The organism is Stenotrophomonas sp. TWI1149 (genome assembly GCF_039673155.1).
Classification (GTDB): Bacteria; Pseudomonadota; Gammaproteobacteria; order Xanthomonadales; family Xanthomonadaceae; genus Stenotrophomonas; species Stenotrophomonas maltophilia_AA.
On the sequence record NZ_JBDJLB010000015.1, the window covers coordinates 121,413 to 144,157 of the forward strand.

General features: G+C 59.2%; 9 protein-coding genes. 8 read left to right on the forward strand and 1 reads right to left on the reverse strand.

Features of this window, described 5'->3' with window-relative positions:
• Positions 1–44 precede the first annotated feature (44 nt).
• Positions 45–7,568: an ESPR-type extended signal peptide-containing protein gene (locus ABE424_RS16765; RefSeq protein ID WP_346491771.1), complete on the reverse strand. Its 7,524-nt coding sequence runs from the start codon at positions 7,566–7,568 to the stop codon at positions 45–47.
• 789 nt (positions 7,569–8,357) lie between these two features.
• On the opposite strand from ABE424_RS16765, the gene ABE424_RS16770 reads away from it, so the two are divergent.
• The 8 genes from ABE424_RS16770 to ABE424_RS16805 all read left to right on the forward strand — a co-directional run.
• Complete coding sequence (locus tag ABE424_RS16770) at positions 8,358–9,137, forward strand: hypothetical protein (RefSeq protein WP_346465387.1); 780 nt, start codon at positions 8,358–8,360, stop codon at positions 9,135–9,137.
• Entirely contained in the window at positions 9,130–12,438 is a 3,309-nt protein-coding gene (locus ABE424_RS16775; RefSeq protein WP_346465385.1) for a DEAD/DEAH box helicase, read from the forward strand. Before ABE424_RS16770 ends, ABE424_RS16775 begins: the two co-directional genes overlap by 8 nt.
• A gap of 252 nt (positions 12,439–12,690) precedes the next feature.
• Complete coding sequence (locus ABE424_RS16780; protein WP_346465383.1) at positions 12,691–13,143, forward strand: hypothetical protein; 453 nt, start codon at positions 12,691–12,693, stop codon at positions 13,141–13,143.
• Positions 13,144–13,941: 798 nt separating this feature from the next.
• A complete protein-coding gene (locus ABE424_RS16785; RefSeq protein WP_346465381.1) occupies positions 13,942–16,335 on the forward strand; it encodes a hypothetical protein in 2,394 nt (797 codons plus the stop codon).
• The gene (locus ABE424_RS16790; protein WP_346465379.1) at positions 16,325–17,380 is read left to right on the forward strand and encodes a hypothetical protein; all 1,056 of its coding nucleotides are present in this window, start codon (positions 16,325–16,327) and stop codon (positions 17,378–17,380) included. Before ABE424_RS16785 ends, ABE424_RS16790 begins: the two co-directional genes overlap by 11 nt.
• 2,161 nt (positions 17,381–19,541) lie before the next feature.
• Positions 19,542–20,204, forward strand: coding sequence for a response regulator transcription factor (locus ABE424_RS16795; RefSeq protein ID WP_346465377.1), 663 nt, complete (start codon positions 19,542–19,544; stop codon positions 20,202–20,204).
• Positions 20,205–20,615: 411 nt separating this feature from the next.
• A complete protein-coding gene (locus ABE424_RS16800; RefSeq protein ID WP_346478513.1) occupies positions 20,616–21,890 on the forward strand; it encodes a DUF1254 domain-containing protein in 1,275 nt (424 codons plus the stop codon).
• 54 nt (positions 21,891–21,944) lie between these two features.
• On the forward strand, positions 21,945–22,745 hold an 801-nt coding region (locus ABE424_RS16805; RefSeq protein WP_346491772.1), incomplete at its 3' end, for a DUF1254 domain-containing protein.

Below are 22,745 nucleotides of genomic sequence, written 5' to 3' on the forward strand. Positions count from 1 at the left end.
GACCGCGGGCTTCTTTTTACACTACGACATCAAGCTCTCTGCGCTTACCAGCTGATGCCGGCACCTGCCGAGACGCTCTGGTCGCTGCCACTGAAAGCACCGCCCAGCGAGACCGACACGTTCTTCTTCTCGCCGAGGATGCGCTGGTAGCCGACGGCCAATGCACTGCGACCGTTCTGCGACCCGATACCGGCGCCCAGGCGGTTGTCGCCGCTCAGACCGGCCGTATTGATGGCCATACCGGCGTAGGCCGCACTGATGGCACCCATCCGGTCGATGCGCTTGTCCATCGACTGGAAGCGGCTGTTGGACCAGTCATGCTCGGCCTTGAAGCGGTCATCCATCTGCTGCAGATTGACTGCGTCAGTGCCCTGGATACCCGCGGCGACATTGCTGACAACCCGTTCCGAACCCGCCGAGCCCATCGAGACTTCATTGTCCCGGGTGGTGGTGGATCCGCTGCCGATGGCAACCGAGTTGTCGTTCGTCACCTTCGCACCTTCACCGATGGCAACCGAGCCGGTACCACTGGCCGCGCTGCCCTCGCCGACGCTGATCGCTCCAGTGCCACCGGCCGAGCTGCCACCACCGACGCTGATGGAGCCGGTGCCGGCCGAGCTGCCACCGCCAACGGCGATCGAGCTGTCGCCCTCCGCCTTGCTGCCGTCGCCGACGCTCACCGCACCTGAACCGCCGGCCGAACCGCCGCCGACAATCAGCGCACCTTCGCCAGCACCCGGGCCAACCAAACCGCCCTCGGCTGCACCGTCGCCGGCAGGATTGCCGTTGCCGTTGCCGTTGCCGTTGCCAATCGAACCCTCGGCAATACCCTTCTCAATGGTGCCTACACGGCCATCCAGCCCATCCATCCTGCCCTGGATAGCGGCATTCATGTCGAACAGCTGGCCACCGTTGATCGCTTCCATGCTGCCCGCGCCGATGAACCCGCTGGCGACGTTGGCCAGCACGGTTCCCTGGCTACCGCCCAGGGTGGCACGCGACAGATCGGCACCGTCGTAGGTCAGCACGCTCAACGTCTGGCCACTGACCGGATCGATCGCACCGGCTGCACGCAGCTGGGCAATCGTCACCACGTCGTCTTCCTCCGTGCCGTTGGCAACACCGCTGACGCGACGCTTGCCGTCGGTACCTTCCATGTCGACGAGGGTCCCGCCCTGCGCTGCAGCGACCTGCACATTGCCGGTGACCTGATCAACCGTGACCAGACCGGACGTACCGTTGGACAGTTCCTTGATGGTCGTGCCCAGCGTGGTGAGCTCGGTTGCGTTGGTGGTCGTGCGGTCATCGATGTTGGTGATGGCATCGCCGAAGTTGGTCACCGTGGTCCCACCAACCGTGTAGCTCGGCTGGGACACAGTGCCGTCCGCGTTGACGACCGAACCGCCACCGATGGCTGCGGCCACACTCTGTGCAGTGCCCTTCAGTTGGGCAACATTCACCGCATCACCTTCGGCGCTGCCTGCAGCAACGTTGGTCAGCGTGCGTGCTTCGTTATCACTGTTGGCAAAGTCGACCGTGGTGCCCGCCTGGGCCGAAGCCACCTTCACGGTGTTGGACGCCGCATCGAAGGTGACCATGCCACTGGTGCCTGCCGTAAGCGCCTCGAACTGCTTGCTCAGGTTGGTCACGCTGCTGCTATTGCCCGTGACACGCCCATCCAGGTCGGTCAGCGAGGTGTCCACTGCAGCGAAGGTCTCGCCGACATTGCTGTAGCGGCCGCCACCGATCGTGAAGCTCGGCGCGGTGACGGAACCGTCTGCCGCAATGGAGGCGCCTCCGCCGATCGCGGCGGCAACACCCTTCACCTGGCCGACGTTGGCCGCGTCGGTGTCTGCGCTACCCGCCTTGACGTTGGAGAGGATCGTACCCTCGGCGCCCGCCAGGCTGACCGTGCCCTTGTCGGCATCGGTGTAGGCCACAGCCAGCGGATTGGCTGCACCACCGCTGCCACCGTTCTCACCCACGTACTTCTTCAGCTGGCTGAAGTTGACAGCATCGGTCTCGGCCGTGCCGGCCGCCACGTTGGTGATCTGCCGCTCATTGTTCAAGCTGCCGACCGACACCGTGTTGGCGCGGAGGTTCGTGCTGCTGCTGCCGAGCGACATCGCATTGGTCGCACCAGCACCCACGCTGGCGTTGCGGCCAAAGGCCATGGAGTTGGTAGCCGTGGCATCGATGTTGGCCAGGTTGCCGATGGCCACTGCGTTGTCGGCGTTTGCTCGGGTGTTGTTACCCAATGCAACGGCATTCAGGCCCGCCGAACGCGCATTGGCGCCGACCGAGAGCGTGTAGGCACCCGTGGCACGCGCACCGTTGCCCAGCGCCGTGGAATTGTCGGCTTCGGCCCGTGCGGAGCCCATCGCCAGAGCGCCCTGACCTTCGGCGTAGGCGCCACCGCCAATCGCCGCAGCCTGCGAACCCTTCGCGTAGGAGGCGCCACCAATCGCCGTGGCAATACTGCCGATGGCGCTGCTCGATGCACCAATGGCCACAGCGGAGTTGTTGAGATCAACTACAGCCGCTTCGGAGCCTTCCGGGGCGTCGATCTTGATGAATGAATCGTCCACGACGCCGCGTGCATCCAACGCGGCGAAACGGCTGTCCACATCCTTGAGCGCGCTCTGGGTCCGCGTGTTCTGGCCGGACACCATCGACACCAGCTGGCGGTAGTTGACCGCGTCGTAGTTGCCCTCACCGTCGGCAACATTGGTGATGCGACGTTTCTGGTCACTACTGCCAACGGATACCGTGTTGTTCTGGTCGGCGACCGAGTTGATGCCGATGGCAACCGAACCGAACGCACTTACCTTGGCCGCCGTGCCGCCGCCCTTGCCACTGAACCACGGATTTGCGGTTGCAGCGGTCAGCTGGCTGACATTGACCGCGTCGCTGCTGTCCACGCCAGCGGCGAGGTTCTTCAGGCGGACCGGTTCACTGCCAGCGATCTTGCCCAGCGTAACCGAACCATAGTTGGTCGAACCGTCCTTATTCTGGCCGTAGACAACAGCGGCCAACGCATTGCCCTTGTCGTCCACCAGGCCCGTGCCGGACAACTTTTCGTCCAGCTGCTTGGCCCGGCCATCCAGGTCAGACAGCGAGGTGTTGACGGCGCCGAAGGCACTGCCCACATCGCCGTGCTTGGTGGTACCCACGGTGTAGCTCGGTGCCGCAATGCTGCCGTCGGCCTTGACCGTGGAGCCACCACCCAGGGCCGCTGCCACGGAAGCAGCCGTGCCCTGCAGCTGAGCGCCGTTGATGGCGTCGGTGCTGGCGGCGGTCACCTTGCCGGCGGCCACGTTCGAGAGCTTCACGGCAGTGCCCGGCGTGCCTAGCGTCACCGAAGCCCGGTCAGCCGAACCATCCGCCTTCTTGTCGTAGGTCACGGCGGCCAGGGCGTTGCCCTTGTCGTCCACCAGGCCGCTGCCCTTGATCTGGCTGGCCAGGTCATTGGTACGGCCGTCCAGATCGGTCAGAGAGGTATCCACAGCACCCAGAGCGCTGCCGACGGAGCCATGCTTATTGCCTCCCACGGTGTAGCTCGGCGCCACGAGGGTGCCGTCGGCCTTGACCGTCGAACCGCCGCCTAGCGCGGAGGCAACCGAAGAGGCCGTGCCCTGCAGCTGAGCGCCGTTGATGGCCTCGGTGCTGCCGGCGGCTACCGAACCGGCGGCCACGTTCGACAGCTTCACCGCAGCATCCTTCGAGCCCAGGGTCACGGACGCATAGTCAGCCGAACCGTCCTTCTTCTGGTCATAGGTAACGGCAGCCAAGCTCTTGCCATCCTCGCCCACCACGCCCATACCTGCGAGCTGCTCCGCCATGGACTTGGCGCGACCATCCAGATCGGTCAGCGAGCTGTTCACCGCACCGAAAGCGCCGCCGACGTCGCCGTACTTGCCACTTCCCACGGTATAGCTCGGCGCGGTCAGCGTGCCGTCGGCCTTCATCGCCGCGCCGCCGCCCAGAGCCGCCGCCACCGAAGTGGCCGTCCCCTGCAGCTGTGCACCGTTAATGGCATCTGTGCTCGCGGCGGTCACCTTGCCGGCGGCCACGTTCGAGAGCTTCACGGCGGTATCCGCATTGCCCAGCGTCACCGACGCGTAGTCCGCCGAGCCGTCCTTCTTCTGGTCGTAGGTCACTGCCGCAATGGCATTGCCCTTGTCATCCACCAAGCCACTGCCGGCAAGCTGCTCGGCGAGATCATTGGTCCGGCCATCCAGCGCCGTGACCGACGTGTCCAGAGCGCCCAACGCGCCACCGATGGAGGCATGCGGCTTACCACCCACGCTGTAGCTCGGCGCCGAAAGGGTGCCGTCTGCCTTGACCGTCGAGCCGCCGCCAAGTGCGGCCGCAACCGAGGCTGCCGTGCCCTGCAGCTGCGCGCCATTGATGGCGTCGCTGCTGGCCGCGGTTACCTTGCCGGCGGCCACGTTCGACAGCTTCACCGCCGTGCCGGGCGTGCCAAGCGTCACCGAAGCACGGTCGACCGAGCCGTCCGCCTTCTGGTCATAAGTGACCGCCGCCAGGGCGTTGCCCTTGTCGTCCACCAGCCCGGTGTCCTTGATCTGGCTGGCCAGGTCATTGGTGCGGCCATCCAGGTTCGTCAGCGACGTATCCACAGCACCCAGAGCGCTGCCGACGGAACCGTGCGTGTTGCCACCCACGGTGTAGCTCGGCACGGCAATGGTGCCGTCGGCCTTGACCGTGGAGCCGCCACCCAGGGCCGTTGCCACGGAGGCAGCCGTGCCCTGCAGCTGAGCGCCGTTGATGGCGTCGGTGCTGGCAGCGGTCACCTTGCCGGCGGCCACGTTCGAGAGCTTGACGGCAGTGCCCGGCGTGCCGAGCGTCACCGAAGCCCGGTCAGCCGAACCATCCGCCTTCTTGTCGTAGGTCACGGCGGCCAGGGCGTTGCCCTTGTCGTCCACCAGGCCGCTGCCCTTGATCTGGCTGGCCAGGTTATTGGTACGGCCGTCCAGATCGGTCAGCGAGGTATCCACAGCACCCAGCGCGCTGCCGACGGAGCCATGCTTGTTACCGCCCACTGTATAGCTCGGCGCCGCGAGGGTGCCGTCGGCCTTGACCGTCGAGCCGCCGCCCAGCGCGGAGGCAACCGAGGAGGCCGTGCCCTGCAGCTGTGCGCCGTTGATCGCTTCGGTACTGGTGGCCGAGACGGCGCCAGCCTTCACGTTGCTGATCGTCGTGCCGTTTTCGCCGGCCAAGGCGAGCGAGGCTTTCGTTTCATCGGCGTACGACACCGTCAGCGGACCACCACCATTGGAACCGACGAAGCTCTTCAGCTGGCTGAAATTGACGGCGTCGGTGTCAGCGGTACCGGCCGCCACATTCGTGATCTGCCGTTCGTTCTTGAGGCTGCCGACCGACACCGTATTGGCACGGGTATTGGTCGTGTTGCTGCCCAGCGACATCGCATTGGTCGCGCCAGCGCCGACGCTGGCGTTACGGCCAAAGGCCATGGAGTTGGTGGCCGTGGCGTCGATGTTGGCCAAGGTGCCGATGGCCACTGCATTATCAGCGTTCGCGCGGGTGCTGTTACCCAGGGCAACGCCATTCATGCCCGCCGAGCGCGCGTTGGCGCCGATGGCCAGCGTGTAGGCACCGGTGGCACGCGCACCGTTACCCAGCGCCGTGGAATTGTCGGCTTCGGCCCGTGCGGAGCCCATCGCCAGAGCGCCCTGACCTTCGGCGTAGGCGCCACCGCCAATCGCCGCAGCCTGCGAACCCTTCGCGTAGGAGGCGCCACCAATCGCCGTGGCAATACTGCCGATGGCGCTGGTCGATGCACCAATGGCCACAGCGGAGTTGTTCAGATCGACGACAGCCGCTTCGGAGCCTTCCGGGGCATCGATCTTCAGGAACGGGCTATCCAAACCGACACGGCCCGTCTGCTCGCTCAGTGCCGACAGGCGCGTGTTGACGTCCTTCAGTGCACGCTGGGCGCTCGAACTGGCGTTACCCACCAGGGCGGTAACCTGGCCATAGGTTGCGGCATCGCTTTCTTCCTGGGCCGACGCCAGGTTCGTGATGCGACGCTTCCCCGACGCCGAGCCCACCGACACGGTGTTGGCCTGGTCGGCCACCGAGTTGATGCCCAGGGCCACCGAGTTGAAGCCGGTCGCCTTGGCTGCCGTGCCACCGCCCTTACCGGCCAGGAAGGTGCTTTCGGCCGGCGTTGCATTCGCCATGGCGTTCTTGAGCTGGGTCATGTTGACGGCATCGGTATCATCCGTGCCCGCCGCCACGTTCTTGAGCGAAACGGCACCCTTGCCGTTGCCCAGCGTCACCGAGCCATAGTTGGTCACACCCTTGATATCGCGATCGTAGCTGACAGCGGCCAGTGCCTTGCCGTCGGCTGCCACCAGCCCACTGCTTGCGAGCGTCTCCTTCAGTGCGCTGGTGCCTGCGTCGAGGCTGGTCAGCGCATCGCCCAGATTCTTCTGTTCCTTGCCGTCAACCTTGTAGGTCGGCCCAGTGACCGCGCCCGTGGTGGGATCAATGGCTGCGCCACCGCCCAGGCCAGCCACCAGCGGCGACAGCTGGCTGACATTGACCACATCGGTGTCCGCCGTGCCACCAGCGACGTTCTTCAGCTTGACCGCACCAGTGCCGTTGCCCATGGTGACCGAACCAAAGTTGGTTTCACCTTTAACATCCCGGTCATACGTCACAGCTGCGATGGCTTTGCCGTCCTCGGCCACAAGCCCGCTGCTGGTCAGCTTGTCCTTGAGCGCCTGGGTGTTGTTGCCCAGCCCGGCGATTGCTTCGCCGAGGTTTTGAGCCTTGCCATCAATCTTGTAAGTGGGTCCGGTGACGACACCTGTCTCCGCGTCGATCGCAGCGCCGCCACCGAGGCCGGCGATCAAGGGGGTCAACTGACCAACGGTGGCCGCGTCACTGTCGCCCCTACCGGCTGCGACATGGACGATCCGTCGCCTTTGTTCTGTATTATCATTGCCAACTGACACGGTCCAGCTGGAATCCGCAACGGCCCCGGAACCCAACGCCACCGAATTCTCAGCCTTTGCGCGCGCGATATACCCAATTGCGGTTCCAAATTTTCCGTCGGCTTCAACAGCTGCACCGTTACCGATGGCGATTGAGCCGTCTGCAACGGCGTTGGTAAATGCCCCGTAAGAAGTCGTCCACTTGCCCGTTGCCACCGCGTTTATCCCCATCGCGGTTGCTCTCACACCGGTCGCCTGCGACCCTGAGCCGACGGCAGTGCTGCCATTACCGGTAGCACTGCCACCGTCCGTGGCGCCGCGCGTAGCCATACTGGTTGCGCGAGTTTCCAGCATTTTGACCGTTTCGCAGAGCATCCCGTCGTGGGACTTCACTTCATTTGCGGAACACTCCAGCGGCGCCGGAGAGTCAGCCGCCATCGCCGCACCCGCCGGCAACGCCAACGCAACGGCCATGGCCTTCGCCAACCGGGTGCGGCTCTTCTTGCCGCGCGAAACAGCGAGTTCATGGGCGACTGCCCATGTGCCCGTCGAAATGTTGAAGATCAACTTGTATACAAAGTTCATGGAGAATCCCAGGAGCTGCGCGGCAAACTGCGCGTGAGAGTGGAGGGGCCTTGGTTCCGGTCTGACCGGATGGCTCCATCCTCCCCACCTGTCTCTCTGGGATATATCAGCGGTTTCTTAAAAATGCGTCTTAGGCTGGGTGCGAAGCCGATGTTACGTTGCCGTTAAGGCACGGCGCTGTCCTAGAAGGGGTGACAGCCCTTCGCGCATAGTTTGTGCAGGCGGCTGCGCCCATAGTTTGTGTAAGCGACACCAACTATGGGGACATGGCTACAGATTAGCCATCTCCCCATAGTTTGGACGCCACCTAGAGCAATAGTTGCGACGTTTCGGAGAGATTTATGCACTGACTATGCTCACAGCTGAGTACATAGCTTGGCACACGACTCCATAGGCCATTGATTTTAAAGGCGATTGACGCATAGTTCGTGCATCCGGCAGCAAATGCACAGACTATGCGCAGATGACAGATAGCCACCGCCCAATCGAGGTCGCTGTCTGATGCTGGGAGTTGGGAAGTTTGATGAAGTCGCCCAAGGATTGCGGGACGTGCTAGATGGTTGCGAACCGTCCAAATATCGATCTATTTGGCACCCAAAGGGTAAGCGTGAAGGGCCGCTCCATTCAATCGATTGATTCACAAGACTTTTTTCGACATCCGGCGGGTCCCCTCTGTAAGGCTAGTAACACAGTCACCAGATTGCTACAGGGCGTGCATCACTGTGAGTGTGTGGTATACGTCTTGTGAAGAAGCTATAGACACGGAAGCTGAATTGGGGGCAGCTGGAGATGGCAATTGAAACGAGACCGTATACCGTGGCTTCGCTCTGCGACGGCAATGAGTGGTCAGTCCCGGATGCAGACCTCTTGGCAGTTCAGATTGCCATGGTCGCCTTAGGTCAAGCGGATCATTTGGCAGAGATCCTAAAGGCCTCCGGAGTTCCGCAAGTGGAAGCAGACGGTATCGCCAGATCGGAAGCCATTAAACTCGTCACGGCCAGCGCAGATAACCCTTACCACCGCGATGGCTGGTTGTTCCAAGTCATGTCGTGGATATGCGCGCATCGCCTCAATGCAAACTCAGCTATCCGAACACCACACATGATTCTTGCCCACAAAGGGCTGGACGGCCTGCAAGTTGAGGCAGGTGAGAATGGAATTAGCCATGTCGTAATCTTCGAGGACAAGGCGACAGATAATCCCCGGGATGTGATCCGTGATGAGGTCTGGCCAGAATTTCGCGAACTGGAGTCTGGGTCCCGTCAGAACATGATTGCTGCAGAAGTGGTTTCCCTACTCAAGAGTTCTGGCTATCCAAACGCCACCGATGCAGTTAAGAGCATCATCTGGAGAGAAGCCAGGGTGTTCAAGGCATCCATCACGGTTGGAGACTATCATGCATCGCCGCGAGGTCTGAGTTCACTCTTTATGGACTATGACGAAGTTGTCAAAGGCGACATGAGCCGACGTAGAGGGGACATCTTTCATGTCGCCGACCTGCGAGGATGGATGCAGGAGCTAGCCGAGAAAGTAGTCGCCATTCTTGATTCCGGGGTGAAGAGTGTTTGATCGAGAGACCCTGGATCTAATAGCATCCGCCCCCAGCCTTCAGGGGCTTGAGTCCCGGGATTTGGCGAAGGAGCTAACCGCTGCTTACACAAGGATCGTTGCCGCACGAATAAGGCTTCGTAGTGGTGAAGAGGCTGATCACGGCATCGACAGCCTAATTGACGAGATGCGAAGGCTTGCATTCGTACAAGAGTCGCTGGTTTCTCTGGCCCCAGAGTCTGATATCAGGAGGTCAGCGGCGTTTGTCGCAGGGACCGCGCATCATGTGGTTTTTCAAGCAGAGGCACTCTCTGCTGAAGCATCTGCCAGCTGGGAGCTTAGGCTGGACGCGATACCGGCGGGCATTTCCTCTTCGCTGCTGTTTCTAATTGCGCAGTCTCATGCGGACGCGGTGGAAATGACGAAGACGATGGCTCCGCCTGAAAGCTCCGGGAGTGTAAGTTCGTCGCTCATCGACGCACTTCGACGCCTCATCAGAGGCGATCTTGCGACAGTGGCTACCGGTAGCAACTCGACAAGCAGTTGGATGGAGAGCCCTTCGCCTAGCATTGGCCTGGGTGCCACTGCTCTCTACGGCATGATACTTGACGGGGTCAGACTTCTTTCGAGCGAGCTGATGGGAAGGCCGGAGCCGGTCAGGAGCAGCAATGAGATTTTTTCACGTGTGGCCGAGCTATCCATTCGAAAAACAGAATCGACCAATCTCTCCAACCGGCCTGTAGTCTCTGAAAGTACTTACCCAGGGCCATTTCATCTGGCATCTTTGCTCTTGGCGGCAGGAACAGAACTCCGAGCGTCCTCGCTCGTATCGATCAAGCCGCCATCAGGAGTTCCAGAAGACAGGTGGCGCGAGAAAATGGGGTTGATTGCAGGTAGTAGACCCTATCTCTGGAAGAACCATCTACAGGCAGTTAGTAGAGGTTATCTTGATAATGGAGTTTCATCCGTAGTCAGCTTCCCAACCGGCGCAGGCAAATCCACTCTATCTGAGCTAAAGATCGCAAGTACGCTGCTGGCGAATCGGAAGGTGGTGTTCCTTGCGCCCACGCTTGCTTTGGTAGATCAGGTCGCCCGTTCTTTGGGGGCGGCTTTCCCATCTGGAGAAATTCAGAAGGAACGGAGTTCAGATTCTGTTGAAGACATCGTCAACGAGGGACTTCCTGAAATTTCAGTGATGACCCCTGAGCGTTGCTTGGCACTCCTCGGATACGAGCCCGCCGCGTTCGCTGAAGTTGGTCTTCTGACGTTCGACGAATTCCACCTCATCCACTCTGCCGGAGTTGGCCGTGACAGGAGATCCATCGATGCAATGGTTTGTCTACTGAACTTCACGCTTGCGGCTCCTTCTGCAGATCTTCTGTTGATGTCCGCAATGGTCAGCAATGCTTCGCAAGTGGCAGCATGGGTTGAAAACCTAACCAGCAGGCCATGCCTTGCACTGGATTTGAACTGGAAGCCCACTCGGCAGGTACGCGGTGTCGTGCTTTACCAAGCTGCCGAGGTCGCGTCGAGCCAGGCTGTGTTAGCTGCTGCAGCGAGGGCCAGAAGGACGGCGGCGCCTCCTGTCTCAGTAAGACGCCAATTGCAGGTTAAACCCTACGGCTTTATGGGCCTTCAGCAAACGTGGATGACCAACCATATAAGTGATTACCTCCTCGTTCCGCTGCTAGACCGAAATGTCAAGCTGGGTGCGGCGGGCACACGCACGTCGGACTGGTACCTTACCCCGAACTCCACCGAAGTTGCGGCAGAAATTGCCATCGGTGCAGCCACACGTTCTGCAAGCGAGACCTTGAAGACGCTGGTCTTTACCCAAACCATCCTTTGGGCAGCCAGTATCGCGAGGAAGGTTTCAGATGCGCTCCCAGTACGAACGATTTCACTGAACCAGTCTGAGCGGCAAAATTTTGACGCGGCACTCACCGAGCTGGGCGAACGTAGTGCTCTGTATGCTGACGTTGGCGACGGACACGATCTGAGAAGTCGGGCCCTTACGCATCATGGCCTGTTACTTCCGCAGGAGAGGGCCCTTCACGAATCACTTTACAGGCGGCCCGATGGGGTTGATGTCGTCGTAGCGACCTCAACCCTAGCACAAGGGATGAATCTACCAAGCCAAGTCGTGATCATATCCAGTGATCAGAGATTCGACGCCGACTCGGAGCGAATGGGGACTCTGGAGGCTCATGAGCTGCTGAATGCAGCGGGCAGGGCCGGGCGGGCGGGGGAAAATTCATTTGGCTTCGTCCTAGTTATCCCTGGTAGGGTTATGCGTTTCGACGGTGAGTCCAACACTATCAGTCGTTACTGGAATCAGCTTAGGGAGGTGTTCTCTCAAAGCGACCAGTGTTTGGCAGTTGAGGATCCGCTTGCTCGAGTGCTTGACCGGATGCATGCATCCACAGACGAGTTGGATGAAACCGCCCGATACATGCTTCGACGACTCCCGATTTCCTTTGATCGCGAGTCTTCTAGATCTGCCGTTCGCGAGTACCTTGGAAGAACGATGGGAGCCTTCTCAGCAAGTGCCCAAGGAGGCCAAGACTGGGTGGACGTAAGCTCCGAGGTAGTAGCTAGGTTCCGAGACGAATTCGGGGCTGAGCAGAATCCAGACTGGATAGACAAGTTGGCGGCTTCAACGGGAGTTGAGCCCACTGTCATCAGGGGCTTGGAGGCTCGTATGCAGAGGAACTGCCCAGGTGATTTCGCCAATGTGAGAGAGTGGACCGAATGGGTCTTTGACTGGCTTGCAGAAGACCCCTCTCTGGTCCCGCAGCTAGTGAGGAAGGGAAATCTTGAAGGCCTCTTTGAAAGAGACTACGCGCGATTTAGCTCAGACCGAGAAAAAGGGCAGTGGGCTATACCCCGGCTTCAAGAGTTGTTGCTCATGTGGATGGAGGGTAGGTCATTTGTAGAGATGGAAGTTTCGCAGGCCATCGGAGCTAGTAGTGCTGGCAAATGTAAATGCTCGCGGATATTTGCCTTGAGGGTAGTTCCCGACCTTTCATTCATCTTTGGCCTTCCGGAGCAGTTAATCAGAGCTAGGCGGAGGACTGCCAATGACGATGGCGAGTCCGCGGCAAGTGCTTCGAAGCTCTCTGCCTGCGTCAAAGAGGGCTACGCAGAGGTTGAACTTCTTGCACTGTCTTATGTAAAAAATCTTTCTATGGTCCGTCGTGCGGTTCATGAACTCTGGACCGATGTTGAGCGAATCGCACTGTCGCCAATACATCCTGAAAGGTGGGCTGAGACACTGGCTCGAGTGCGGTCGGCCCATCAGGTATACGAAGAGCTGAGGTAGTCATGAGAGGTGCAGCAGACATGCTCTCGTCTCGCTCCCGTGGCGACATCACTCTTGCCTGTCTACCCCAACAGTTTCACCGTAACTGACGGGGGGCTGGTGTGACATCCAACCTATTCTCACTGTTGTTGAAGTCGAGTTGACCGCGCGCCTTTGGCTCAGCTCGTGCCAAGTGCTCTCGATCAATGCCCCCATTTCGGCTTCTTTCATTCACAAGTGAACAAGGGAGCAAGTGTGAGCCGGCTTCAAGTAATGCTTGCCACCTACGTGCTTCTCACCGCCTGCGGACGCCACGGCGACTACAACGATTACGAAGCTGATGCAGAGGTGGCAGCTGCCGCGGCAGAGGATGCAACGCAAGCGACATACGAAGAGTACGGGGCCGACAGTGAAGGTACGGGGGCTGATCTCAGCAGTGTTGATCCTTACGCCATAGAAGACAGCGGCAACTATACTTGCACGCAAGATTGCTCAGGTCATGAAGCCGGCTTTGCGTGGGCACAGGCAAACGACATCTCTGACACGTCGGAGTGTGGCGGCAACTCTCAGCCCTTCATCGAAGGATGCGAAGCCTTCGTCGAGAATCGCCAGGAGTACGCCGATAAACAAGCACAGGAAGCCGCTTTGCAAGCGGCTGAGGCTGCCGGCAATGAAGCTGAGGAGTACGAAGACGATCGCGGGCACCTGATCGACGGGCGCTATTAGCGCAAGCGTTGGCTAGCTCGCTATCTGGCCAATCGCTAGTACTCATCCATAGGACTGAGCCGCCCAAGCTTCTGTGGACACCTAGCACACGTAATGGACTGGCCCCACCACTTCTCGCCGGCAGGGAAGCTGTCCGCGCAATCTGCAAAGTAAGGCCACAAAAGGCGCCATCCCGAAGGCGTCGGCTGTTACGCGTAAGCCTTTGATTTGATGGAGCCCATAACCATTTATGGCTCCTAATGGCCTGCCGAACCCAGATCGCTTGCAACGGACCGTGGATTCCGTATGTTTCGGTGGCATGAGCACCCTTTCACTACCAAGAGCAGCACTTCAATCCCAGTCCGAGGATGAACTGCTAGGGACGATCGTGGATGAGTTTGGACTCTACGTACGTATTGCCGATGCTTGGCAGGCCCTGGGCTTCCGCAGTCTCGAGGCAGCAAGGCGTGCCGCCGTCCAAGGCCGCCTAGGCGTTGACGTGGTGCATATGCCCGGCCGTCGAGGTCGCGTAGTCCCTTCACAAGCCCTCGCCCGCTGGCTCTTCGTGGCCTCAAGAAGCAGGACCCAATAACCTGCTCGCCCTCATTTCCGCAGCGACCGTACAGGAGAGCACCCATGCGATGAGCTGAGTTCAACCACTAGGGTAGAAACAACAAACCCCGGCTTGCAGGCCGGGGCTTGTGTGCAGCTAGCGTTTGGATCCGCTGAGCTGAATCTACCCCCGTCCCGTACTTCTTTCAAGTACCCGCGCGGCCGGGAGGGTGAGGTATTGCCCTCGCCCAGCCAAGGGAGGCCTAGATGACGCCAGATGAACTGCAAAACCACCTAAGAACCTTGGATCTTTCTTTAGAAGACCGGGCATTCGCGTTTGACCTGTACGGCCATGGTGCCGGGCGAACCGTCGGCGCCTATGCACTAGACAATGTGATTGTCGATTTCAGTTCCAAGAAGTGTCGCGCAATACGCCGGCTCGAAAGCCACACAGTTGAGCAGACATATGCCTTAGAGCTTGAGCTGGACCCCGACGTAATTTCGTATGTCTGCCAAGTCAGGTGTCACGGCATACGACGAGGACGCCACATAAGCACCGCACACGCAGATTTCTTCGTGATTCGGAGGTCGAATGTTGAGGTGGTCGAGTGCAAGTCGATCACCAAGCTTGATTCGCTGGTTAAGAAGAAGCCAGATGAGTGGATTCGGGATGGCAGCCATTACCGTAACCTGGCGTATGAGCGATGGGCGGAGTCGCATGGAATTACGTACGTCGTGCGGGCCACCTCCCCATACAACAGCCGCTACCTCCGGAACCTGCAGTTCATCTATCAGAGCTGGGATGAGGAGCTATCACTCGCCCGCCGCGAGGGATTCATAGAAGTCCAGAAGCGACTCACCGCAGGGCCTAAAAGCATCTCAACGTTGATGGTAGAGATAGCTTGGTTCAATGCCGGAATTGCCGCCGCCCTGCTCGCCGATAAGCTTCTTTTCGGCCCGATAGAACATGTGCCTCTCATAGACGTACGGAACTTCTACCTTAGCCTTAATCCGGAACAGGCGCTGGCCATCGGTGTGGAGTTCAGTAAAGGCATCGACGCTCTCTATCTGGACGCGAGCGATCCAATGTCACTCGCCAGTTCAACCGACGTGGAAAAAGCGGTTGCAAGACTCAAGAAGCTCGACCGAGTCATCGCAAGTGGAGAGCCCTTGCCTCGCCGCATGCGGGCTCTGGAAAGGAAAGTTAGGGCCGCACGCGCGGAGGGGCGAAATCCGCTGCAAGAAGCGCTTACCAAATATGCAAACTCCGGGAACAGGTCAAGCCGCCTCACGTCCACCCAAACGGAGGTTCTCAACAAAACAATCAAGTCCCACTGGCTAGGTGGCTTGGTGACGAGCAAGTCTGATCTACATCGAGAGCTCGTCGGCCAGTGTGAAAAGCTCGGCATAGTTGCGCCCGGTTATAAGGCGCTCCTAAGCCGAGTGAAGAACACGTCCCGAGCGGTTCGCGATCTTGCGGTTGGCGGAAAGCGTCGATATCAGGCAAATAAGCCTCGCTCTGACGCGCGCGTAAGATCGGGATCCGCACTGGCCGTACATTCCGTGCTTCACGTTGATGCGACAAAGATCGACCACAGAACATTCATCCAAGGACAAGAAGGCATGGAGGACCAGTGCCCGCTGCTCTATTGCGGACGCGACGAAGCTTCTGGACACGTCATGGCGCACGCGTTTGTCTTCGGTCCAGCCAGGCGGGATGGAATTCTCATACTCTTGCGGAACTATGTTCGAAAGCACCAGAAGCTCCCTCATTCAATACTGATCGATCGGGGCTCTGACCTAAAGTCCGTCCGATGTGAGGTCTGCCAGATACCTGGAGTAACATTTCTTACGGCGCCGACTGGCGGAAGCCGATATAACTCTGAGTGCGAGACCATCCAAGGCCAGATCAATGCGATGGTGAGTCATCGGTTGATCGGCAGCACGAAGCCCGATCAGGCCGGAAGAAGCGTCGACGGAAAGTTCAAGAGCCGCTCGACCGCTCGAATGGAGTTCTCGACCACCGAGTCCGAGATCAATGAGCTCCTGTACGGCCTGCTCCCACGGCTCCCTGGCGCAGATCACTGCGGATCTGGTGAGCGCATGGAAGAACTCATCCGCTTGGCACCTAACTCAGGCCTCCCCATCGTCTTGAACGACGACCTGCTTTTCCGCACCGCTGTGAAGCTTAAGTCAACGTCTTATGAGACAACGCGCGGATTCCGCTTCTGCGGAAGAAACTACACAAATTCAGAACTCTGTAGCCGCCTAGCCTCTGAGAAGATTCTGGAGGCGCGTCGGGACCCAGAAGATACAACATTCGTATGGATTCAGACGACCGCCAGGCGCTACAAAGCGTGGTGTTCTGAGGTTACCAAGATCGGCCACTACACGCCTGAAGATCGATTGTTCGAGGCAATGTGGGATCAGTTCCTTCGCCCGGAAACGGTGATTAGGAAGGAAGACATCCAAAGGCAGAACTACGAAAGGACCAGCGCGGCTAATGCAAGACAGCGCTCTTTGGATGCAGAGCAAAGGAAGGGTGAGAACAGTGCGCCTCCTCTTAGGAAATCAAAGCCGCTCAAAGCGGATGGCGGTCTGAAGATTGACTTCAGTGCTCTTCCTGACCTGGTCACCGAAGGTAGTCGCGATGAGCATTGAGTTTCCGTTGGTCAATCTGCTCTGTAACGAGTCACTTCCCTTCATTCCACACGAACGGTTCGTGACAGCTGAGCGCGAGATGCTTGGCTCCATTGCACGCGCGAGGCCCGGGGAGTTCGTATGGCTTGTTGCCCCGTCGTGGTCAGGCAAGAGTGAGCTGCGACGTCGTCTTATGCCATCGCTTGCAGGCCGACCTAAGCACTGGCCTATCGGCAGCATCCCCTTGATCTCAGTAAGAGCTGTCCTGAACCAAGGCGACAAGTTCAACCCCAAGGATTTTGCCTTGAGGCTCCATCAGGAGATCACAGAACCTGAGATAGGTTGGCTAGAGCCTGACTCCCATCTTGGCAGTCCCCACAGGTTTGACGAGTCTGCTGAAGAACGCGCGTCCTCTCATTTCTGGCAAGACGTTCGATCGCGTCGAGCGGAGAGAGAGCTCCGACTCTCCTTTGAAAGAATGGCGAAGGTTCGCGGCCTAAAGTACATAGTCATCGACGAAGTCGCAAATATCTGTCGAGTCACAAGGACGCAGAGTGCTCGCAACTACATGCTTGGAATCATGGCCCTCATCGAGGAGATCGGCTGCGCGGCGGTCATGTTCGGTACGCATGAGGCCTCTCCCCTCTATGAAGATGCTCAGGAAATCTTCAACCGCTCGGACATCGTCTACATGCGACCGTACAACCTGAAGATGCAGCAGGACCTAGTAGGCTACGCGACGTTGGTAAAGGCAATCGGCGCAGGCTTTCCGTTATCCCATCCCACTCTGCTTCAGGACAACCTGGAGCTGGTTGCATTGAATGGAGGAGGAATATTCGGCCCAACTGTAAGATATCTCCGACGTGCAAATGAGCTGAGGTGCAGAGCTGGATGCTCGAAGCTGACTTCTGACCACCTCAAATCGGCTTCAGGCACACCAAAGAACCACAGCTCGTTCTGGCGAGACATCGATCATTTCAATCGTCTTGCGAGCTCAAAGCCTACAACGTCACTAGCCGACTACTTGAACATTGAGCCTAGCGCTGACGGTGCGGCCGGCGCATGACAGTTCACATTCCAAACTGGACGAAGCTTCCACCCCTAAAGCTCATTGGGGCTGGGACCTCCGGCACTGAGTCCCTCAGTAGCTACTGCCTGCGACTAACGACCCTGTGCGCAGTTCCTTGGTCATCGTTTATCGCTCTTCTCGATGCTGCATCAGGGTCTGAGCCAGGCACTTACAACGATTGCTCGAGGCTATCCGGCTCCGGTCCTGTAGTGCGCAGGCGAGCGAAAGCGCTGGAACGATTAACCGGTCAGTCACTTCTAGGGGGAACGCTCCTAGGAATCGGTGAGCTTGTCTCAGGGAAGTCAGCGACGCTTTGCAAGGGTGCATCGTGGTGTCCAAGATGTCTAGTCGATAGCGTCCAGGAAGATGATTTTCCATATTCGCGTTTGATCTGGCGCTTCGCTGCGTACTCTCACTGTGCCACGCACGGAGCGAGAATTGAAAACACCTGTCCACACTGCGGCAGTTCTGGGTTCAGAGCTGTGAACATCTTAGTGTGTCCAGGATGCAAGGGCTCACTCACCGTCGGCGCACGCTTCGATCCTCCAAACCGTGCTGAGAAATGGACAAACCACTGCGTCGAAGAGCTAATCCAATGGACCGCCGATGACCCCGCTCGGGTTCTGGAAAGATCCAGGCTGTTAGCGTTTGTCCAAGCCGTGGACGATGTTGGCGAGGCCAAGAACCAACGTTACCGGCCACTCAAGACGCATAGAGAGGATTTCGTTCGCTACATGGTATGGCGCGACGCCAATGTTCCGACATTGAGATTGCGACCAAACATTGGGCGAGTAGACTTGGGGGACCTTCTCAGGGCGGCAGCGAGACAGTGTGTCTCTGTGCTGGACATGTTGCTCAGACCAGCAGAGTGCGCATCTGCGCTGCTGCCAGGGGTTCACTATTCCGTCGACATCCCACTTGGACGCGCAAATCTTCCCGATGCGTGGATAGCATTCTCCAAGACAATCGAGGCGTTGATTTCAGACACGGCTTGCCTCCTGCCCTCAATGCAGGAGTTGGCTCGCACTTGCGGGATTCGTGGCTACGACAGCAAATGTTTTCCCGGTCAGGTTGCCCGCTATTCCGCCCAGCTGCGCATGCAACGTACGCTGTATCGGGACGTTCCACCCCATCGCGTGAATGCTGCCTTTCATCAGTCCGTGCGACAGCTTAAGGAGGGCCTCACACCGCAGCAGGTGCATGGAGCGATTCAACGATCGTTGCCGGCGAACAGTGCGACTACCCGGCAGATTGTTCGATCAGCATCTATCGTGTATCAGTCCATGTTTCTCCTACGTACGCCATGAGGAGCGAAGGTAGTGAAGGAGATTGCGGGTGACTTCGCTTTTCAGCCCGAGTGTGGGGGCATCGACTTGAATCGAGCGTTCTGCGTCCTTATCGCTCCAAGTGACTTTCAGATATGGCTTGCGTCCTCGCGTCCGCTTTCGGCCAGAAGCAGAAGCCGCTTATAGAAGGACGTCCGTCGTCATCGTCGACTTAAAGTGATTGCGCAGCTGCATTTCCTGGGAGTGAGATGTCGTCCCATGCCTGTATCCGGCTCTGGATTCAGTCGCGCGACGCAAACTCAGTATGACTGTTTACCAGCAACAGTAGTGTTGCAGGCCAAGGTCTACGCCAGCGAAGACCGAACGGCTCTGACATGGAAGGGCTGGCGACGGGGCGAAGCGCTTCACCGGCTCGCATGTGTCAGGGACTTTTCCAGCCGCCTTCTGTTGGGAAGCCACCCCATTGAAATAGTAACGCTGCTCTGGACGGGGCAAGTCCCGCAGGAAGCCGGACAGCAAAATGCAGCGAGGACTGCTTGACGGCGTCTCCTTGATCTTTCATGCGGGCCAATCTGTCCATGGGGAAGGCGCTGGAAGTGGCCACCTCTGCGCCACATCGCCACATCGCCACATCGCCACATCGCCACATCACCTTATTCGCGCACGCCTGTCACATCTGAAGCGTGCAAGCATCACAGAACGAGACATCTGTTCCGTGAGCACGGCTGGAAGTTGCCGCCCGATGGATTAAATCACAAGGCCCTCACCCGCTCCGTAGCCAATATCCAGATTCCTGAGCAAGGATAAGCCGCGCCTTCGAAGTGGCATTTATCCATGCAATCCCGAACACCATTGTCGAAGGAGTGAAATGCATGGATCTCGCTCTCCTTGAGAAACCCCGCTGTCGGGGTAGAAGTGTGGTGCTGGCAGATGACCACACTTTGGTGGCCCAGGGGATCGAGCGGCTGCTGATGAATTCCTTTGAATCAATTGTGTTGGTATCCGACGGGGAAAAGCTGATCGAGACGGTCGAGCGCGACCCGCCAGACGTGGTGGTCGCAGACATTAGCATGCCCGGCATTAGCGGAATCGACGCAATGAAAGAGATTCTGGAGCGAGGCTGCAGAGTTCCCTTCGTGTTCCTGACCATGCACGATGAGCCGTCTCTGGCTGCCGGGGCCATCCGCGCGGGGGCACGGGGCTTCGTGCTCAAGAGCGCCGCCGGAGAGGAACTGATCTTTGCCATTAAAGAGGTCTTGAACGGAAATACATATGTATCGGCAAGCGTTGCCGCGCAGGCCATCATTCATGGATCCACGACGCAATACATCCCGACAGATAAGCAGCTGCGTGTGCTCGAGCTTCTAGCGCTCGGGCTTCGTGCCAAGCAGATTGCGCATAAATTGGGACTCTCGGTCCGAACGGTCGAATCACACAAATACGCGATGATGCAAGAGCTGGGTGTGCACGGGACTATTGAGCTCGTGCGTAAAGCCGAGGCTCTCGGGGTAGTTTTTCTTCGGACCGAAGGGTAGAACGTCGTGGATCAGATCGACGAAAAATAGCTCGGACCAGCTAGGCCACCGAGCTTAACCCTTGGCACCAGTAAAAATACTGAGCGGAACACAGTGAATACGCTCTTGCCAACCCTGCGGCAGGGAGAACAGAGTGGAGATACACCCTCTCATGCGCCTCGCGGGAAAGAGCCGCACTGGTGTCGCCAGCATCGGCTGCGCTTGCGAGCAACAATTTTCATCACCATACCCCGCCTACTCGAGCCCATTTCCATGCGCCCAATGCCTCGTGGTTCGTCCCTCTTGCTGATGTCAGTCCTGTTTCTTCCAGCATGCCAGCGGCCTGAGAGCCAGCCCAATCGAGTGGAACCGACGACGGCTCCAGATACACGATCGGCCGCGGCAGACGAACAGGACGAGGCAGAGGCGCGCGTGATCGCGAAAGATGCCTACATCTATGCGTTTGCGATGCTCGAGAACTACAACACGCTCTACAAGCAAGTGGCCTCGCCTGATGCGCCCGAATACATCGGCGGCTTCGGCAAATTCAGGCACTATTCGCAGCTCTACACGCCGGATAACCACGATGTCGTTACGCCCAATAATGACACGCCCTATTCCTGGGCCTGGCTGGATTTGCGGGCTGAACCTTGGGTCGTCACGGTGCCCAAGGTGCCCGAAGGACGTTACTACGTTCAGCAGTGGGTAGATCTGTTCACCTACAACTTTGCCTACATCGGGTCGCGCGCCACCGGCAACGGCGCCGCCAGCTACCTGATCGCCGGGCCCGGCTGGCAGGGCGATACGCCTGCTGGCATCAAGCAGGTTTTTCCTTCGGAGACCTCGCTAGTATTGACGCTCACACGCACCGCCTTGAACGGACCCGACGACATCGGCAACGTCAAGAAGATCCAGGAAGGGATGAAGCTGCAGCCCTTGAGCAGCTACCTGAAGACGCAGGCCCCTTCGGCGCCGCCAGAGATTCAGTTCCCCGCTTATGACGCCGATAAGGTCCATTCCCACGATTTCATCGCCTATCTGAATTTCCTGCTGCAGTTCACACAACCGACGAATCCGAGCGAAGCAGGCCTTATGGAGCGTTTCGCGAAAATCGGGATCGGCCCAGGACGACCGTTCGACGCCAAGTCCCTGAGTCAGGCTCGCTTGTCGGCGATCGATGCCGGCGTAGCCGATGCGAAAGCCGCAATGGCCGAGAAGGCCAAGGCAACGCTATCGTCCAACGGACTGTTTGGATCGCGCGCGGTTCTGAAGGACGACTACCTCACCCGTTCCATTGCCGCCGAGAAGGGACTATATGGGAACTCCATCGAGGAAGCGTGGTATGGCGGGTATGTAGGCGACGGCAATACTCCTTCGGTGATCCACTTCAGCAAGGATGCCATCCCGCCTGCGAAGTTCTTCTGGTCGGTCACGCTGTATACCTTGCCGGACCGGTTCCTCTACGCCAATGAACTGAAGCGGTATTCCATCGGCGACCGGACCCCCGGGCTCAAATATGACCCCGATGGCGGACTGACCCTCTACGTCGCCCACGTCTCGCCTGGGAAGGAAAAGGAGAGCAACTGGCTTCCCGCGCCGGCCGGTCCTTACAGTGCTGTTGGGCGTGTTTACGGCCCGAGCCGCGCCGCCATCGAAGGCAAGTGGAACCTGCCTCCCCTGCAGCCGGTGCCGACCCCGACCCCCTGATTCAAGGAGAGATGCATGTACCACCATCGAATTCGATCGGCTACGGGAATCGGGATGCTGCTTGCCCTGGCCAGCGGCATGATGCTCAGCGCCTGCGGCGAGCGATCGTCCGGCAATGAGAAGGACCGCGACGCCGCGGCAGGTCACGCCCCTGCCGCATCCCCTGCTGCTCCCGCTGCATCGGCAGACACTGCTGCGCTGGAAGAGGCCAGGACCATCGCGCGCGAGGCCTACGTCTACGGTGTCCCGATGGTGGACACGTACAAGACCGTCTATGCGTTCAACGTCAACACCTCCAACCCGCAGTACAAGGGGCCGTTCAACGCCATCCTGAACATCGCCCGCGTGTTCACTCCGGACGACACTGCCTTCGTGACGCCGAATTCGGACACCCCCTACTCCTTTGCCATGCTGGATCTGCGGGCAGAGCCGGTGGTGATCACCGTGCCCAGGATGGCGAAGGATCGATACTTCGTCTTCCAGCTGATGGATCTTTACACCTTCAATTTCGACTACATCGGCAGCCGCACGACTGGCAATGACGGCGGCAGCTTCCTGATCGTCGGGCCGGGCTGGAAGGGGGAAGCGCCCAAGGGCATCACCAAGGTGATCCGCTCGGAGACCGACCTGGTCAGCGTGGTTGGCCGCACCCAGCTCTTCAACGCAGCAGACCTGGAGAACGTGAAGAAGATCCAGGCCGGCTACAAGGTGCAGCCGTTGTCAGCCTTCGCCGGGACACCAGCGCCGCCGCCGGCGCCCGCCATCGCATGGATCACGCCCACGCCGCCGGCGCAGGATCGGACGTCGCTGGAGTTCTTCAACCAGCTGGCGTTCCTGCTGCAGTTCGCGCAGCCG